The following is a 4,310-nucleotide window of genomic DNA, read 5'->3' on the forward strand; positions in this document are numbered from 1 at the left end:
TTTCCTTTGGCGCTGGCGCACGTCAGAAAAACAGTCTCGCCTAGTGGCTACCGGGGACTACGCGCCTTCGATTCTCTCTCCTTGGCGCGCAGCGTACGAGGTACTCAAGAACGCGGTACTCATACGCGGTGAGATCAATCTCCTCGTCATTCATGCTCACACGTTGACGGGCAGTATCCAGTTTAAGAGGACCACACTGCATCACCGCCTGCGTCCATCCGCCGGTTCTGCGCAGCAACGCGCTCAAACGCGCAATCAGTTCTTGCGGATGGAAAGGCTTAACGAGATAGTCGTCTGCTCCTGCCTCAAGACCCTCGACCTTGCTTTGCCAGGCATCACGCGCCGTCAACACAAGAATGGGGTAATCAAGATCGGCGGCACGCACCTGGCGAATGATTTCGTCGCCCGGCACTCCCGGCAAACCAAGATCAATGGCTGCAATATCAAGTGGATTTTCAAGCGCCTGGAAAAGCCCGTCATCGCCGTCGGGCGCCATATCAACCGCATAGCCACTCTTCTGAAGCAACTCCGCAAGCTGCTCACGCAACCTGTCATCATCTTCTATTACCAGTACACGCACGGCAATCCTCTCAGGGCACCCTGATCACACGCACGTCACCTTTCGAAAGAATTTTGACGCGGTATGCAGGTGGCTTCTTGCCTTTAATCCGCCTGACCGAAAGTACCTTGCCAGGATGTCGTTTGCGAGCTATCGCTGCCGCCTGTTCACGCGAGAGCTCCCTGTGCCCGTTCTCTTTATCGTGAGAACGGGCAGCGAGAGAACCCTGCGCCAGCAGCAGGAAGATCAGCAGTGCAAGTCGTATGTACATTCTTCGAGACTCCTGGCATTGACAATATCTGAACAAGTTGGCTTACCCTTAATGTTCGTTAAGTCCGTCAATCAGTCCATAGAGAAGCATTCCAGCAAAAAAGTCTTCGGCATCGAAATTATCACTGTTCGAGTAGTGATGAACGTGACCACGATGATGATCAAAATTCCTTCCATGCTTATGCTTGTGTGCATGCTTTTTGCCACCGTGGCGATGCTTGTGTGAATGCCTGGTAACGCGATCCCTGTCTCCGCGAACAACAATCACGCTATCATCTTTGCCGCCGTGCTTGTGATGGCCATCCTTTTTGTCAGCAACTGCAGGTGTGACAACCAGTAGTGCCGATATCGCTGTTGCAACTGAAATAAGTCGAAGTTTCATTCTGTTTCTCCTGTTGAGTCATTCGTTCTTACTGTGGCTAACAGACTAGACGAGTCACCCTGAACAGAAGATGAACAAAGAAAACTTTTACCACTTCATCAGATTCCACATCTGCGTGTCTTGAGAGTGTGGATCGGCTCCACCGTCGTTGACAGTCCCGTCAGCATCCGTGTCATCGAAAATGTAGACCGGCCCGTGCTTGGGGTCGATCTCGGTACGATAGAGGCCACCATCACGGCGGCACTCATAAACAGTTGCATTCTCCCCCTTGACGACAGTGACATTGTGTCGTGCCGGGGCAGACTCTTCCTGTTTTCTGCGCTGCTCCTCAGCAAGGTAGCGTTTAAGCGTCACGTCCCCCGGCTTTTCCAGTTTTGGCGGTGGTGGTGCCACGACCTGGTCAGCGGCTGTAACTGCTCCACTGGAGAGCAATACAAGACATATGCTGTATACAATCGGTTTCATATCAAATCCTGTTTAAAGCTCCATCAGCAGATCTTTTTCTGCTTCGGAAGGTTCAAGGCTACGCCCTTCATAGTGTTTGAATATTGCTTCAACGACCTCTTCAGGATCGTCGATTATCTGAATCAGATCAAGGTCCTTTTCACTGATAGTGCCATGATGCAACATGGTTTTTTCAAACCAATCGATCAGGCCTGACCAGAAATCCCTCTCTACAAGGATAATCGGGATGCGGCGGCTCTTGCCAGTCTGGATCAGGGTGACGATCTCGGCGAACTCGTCGAGTGTGCCAAAACCACCGGGCATGACAATATAGGCGACTGCATGCTTGACGAACATCACCTTGCGCGCAAAAAAGTGCGTAAAATCAAGGCTGATGTCCTGGTAGTGGTTTGCGGCCTGCTCCTTCGGCAGTGAGATATTGAGACCGATACTGGGCGCCTTGCCCATCTTGCCGCCCCGGTTGGCCGCCTCCATGATGCCGGGACCGCCGCCAGAAACGATGGCAAAACCGGCTTCCGAGCAGAGTCGCGTGATTGTCACCGTCTTTTCATACCAGGGATGCATCTCCGGCGTACGTGCCGAACCGAAAATACTGATCGCAGGCTGTATTGACTGTAACTTCTCGAAACCGCCTACAAATTCGGCCATGATCTGGAAAACTCGCCAGGACTCATGTGCCGGGCGCTGAGACATGTTTTCGATTTTGCTATTTTTTTTATCCATTGCCACTAAATCAGGTTACTTTTTGTGTGCTGATCTGGATAATACCACTTCCTGACAAACCACGGCGCCAGTGATGCTGGACCGACTTACTCGACCGATACAATTGTCCACTCACCCTGAAACAGATACCGGAATAACTCGCTGATGGCTGCCAGAAGGCTCAATCCGGAACAGCAGTCTGCGGTTCACCACCTTGGCTCACCTCTACTCGTGCTGGCCGGTGCCGGCTCTGGCAAGACGGGTGTGATAACACACAAAATTGCCTGGCTGATTGAAAAGGCAGGCATACCGGCACACGCGATCATGGCCGTCACTTTCACCAACAAGGCAGCGCGAGAGATGCGCGGCCGTGTCAGCAGCCTGATCGAGAGTGGCAAGGCGCGTGGCCTCAAGGTGAGTACTTTCCACCAGCTGGGGCTGACAATCCTGCGCAAAGAGCATCAACATGCGGGGCTGAAATCGGGCTTCACCCTGCTCGATGAACAGGATACCGGCCCATTGGTGCAGGAACTGCTGCGCAACGCGGATGATGACGACAAGTCTGACAGTATCCGCTGGAAAATCTCCGAGTGGAAAGGCAAGCTGATCACGCCCTCACAGGCTGTCAGCATGGCTGAAGACGCCCTCGAACTGCGCGCTGCACAATGTTACGGCGCCTACGAACGCACCCTCAGGGCATACAATGCAGTCGATTTTGATGACCTGATTCGCCTCCCGGTACTGCTATTTCGTGAGCACCCGCAAGTCCTCGAGGCGTGGCAAAATCGGATTCGCTACCTGCTTGTCGACGAATACCAGGATACCGATCTCAGCCAGTATGAACTGGTCAAGCAGATTGCCGGCATCAGACAGGCTTTTACCGTGGTCGGTGATGACGACCAGTCAATCTACGCATGGCGCGGCGCAAATCCCGAAAACCTGCACCAGCTACAGCAGGATTTTCCAATGCTGAAGGTGATCAAGCTTGAACAGAATTACCGCTCCGTCAGCACCATACTCGATGCTGCTAACAGCCTGATTGCCAACAACCCACACCTTTTCGAGAAACGCCTGTGGAGCCAACTTGCACAGGGAGAGAAGATCCAGGTGATCCAGTGCAAGGGAGAGGAACAGGAAGCCGAGCAGGTCGTTTCAGATATTCTGATGCACAAGTTCCAAGGCAGGAAGCTCGGCGATATCGCCATTCTCTATCGCAGCAATCACCAGGCACGTGCCTTCGAGAAAGCGCTGCGCCACCATGACCTGCCCTATTTTCTCAGCGGCAGTCTCTCCTTTTTCGGACGTGCCGAGGTCAAGGATGCCATGGCCTACCTGCGCCTGATTGCCAATCCAGACGACAACACCGCGTTTCTGCGCATCATCAATATACCGCGACGTGATATCGGCCCGGCCACGCTGGAAAAGCTTGCACACTACGCCAATGAGCGTGATATCAGCCTGCTCTCGGCATGCCGTGAATTCGGCATCAGGGAGTCGATCGACGAACGTCGCTGCAAGCGTCTGCACGCCTTTGCCGACTGGATTGAAACCTTCCAGCGCATGGCACTCGACGAGGGTGTCCCCGGCAGCCTTCTGCAGGCCCTCAACGAAATCGAATACCCCGACTGGCTGCGCGAAAAGAGCACCTCGGAAGCAGTTGCCATGAAACGCTGGGAAAACGTACTGGAACTGGTCAACTGGCTCAAGAAGCTCGAGGAAGAGAAAGAGGCTGAACCACTGGAACTGGTCAACCATCTGGCATTGATGGACATCCTCGAACGCCAGGATGAGGGCAGCGACACGGACCGCGTCAATCTGATGACCCTGCACGCCGCCAAGGGACTCGAATTTCCCGTGGTCTATCTAGTCGGTATCGAGGAGGGAATCCTCCCTCACCAGAATAGTATCGATGACGAGAATATCGAGGAAGAG

Annotated in this window: 5 protein-coding genes and 1 pseudogene; 1 reads left to right on the forward strand and 5 read right to left on the reverse strand. The window is 53.5% G+C overall.

What is annotated here, in order from left to right; translation table 11 throughout:
- Positions 1 to 226: 226 nt before the first annotated feature.
- From BOW51_RS07925 to BOW51_RS07945, 5 genes and pseudogenes are all read right to left on the reverse strand, one after another.
- Positions 227 to 580 (reverse strand): annotated as a pseudogene (locus BOW51_RS07925) (response regulator); the annotation flags it as partial.
- Positions 581 to 590: 10 nt separating this feature from the next.
- Positions 591 to 830, reverse strand: coding sequence for a PepSY domain-containing protein (locus BOW51_RS07930; RefSeq protein WP_078477218.1), 240 nt, complete (start codon positions 828 to 830; stop codon positions 591 to 593).
- Positions 831 to 878: 48 nt separating this feature from the next.
- Positions 879 to 1,211 (reverse strand): hypothetical protein, encoded by a 333-nt coding sequence (locus tag BOW51_RS07935; protein ID WP_078477219.1) that lies wholly within the window; start codon positions 1,209 to 1,211, stop codon positions 879 to 881.
- Positions 1,212 to 1,298: 87 nt separating this feature from the next.
- A complete protein-coding gene (locus BOW51_RS07940; RefSeq protein WP_078477220.1) occupies positions 1,299 to 1,676 on the reverse strand; it encodes a DUF2782 domain-containing protein in 378 nt (125 codons plus the stop codon).
- Positions 1,677 to 1,688: 12 nt separating this feature from the next.
- A complete protein-coding gene (locus BOW51_RS07945; RefSeq protein ID WP_078477221.1) occupies positions 1,689 to 2,399 on the reverse strand; it encodes an LOG family protein in 711 nt (236 codons plus the stop codon).
- A gap of 144 nt (positions 2,400 to 2,543) precedes the next feature.
- On the opposite strand from BOW51_RS07945, the gene BOW51_RS07950 reads away from it, so the two are divergent.
- Positions 2,544 to 4,310 (forward strand): UvrD-helicase domain-containing protein (locus tag BOW51_RS07950; RefSeq protein ID WP_078477222.1); only part of this gene is annotated, 1,767 nt, incomplete at its 3' end.

The sequence above is a fragment of the Solemya elarraichensis gill symbiont genome (assembly GCF_002021095.1).
Taxonomy (GTDB): Bacteria; Pseudomonadota; Gammaproteobacteria; order Chromatiales; family Chromatiaceae.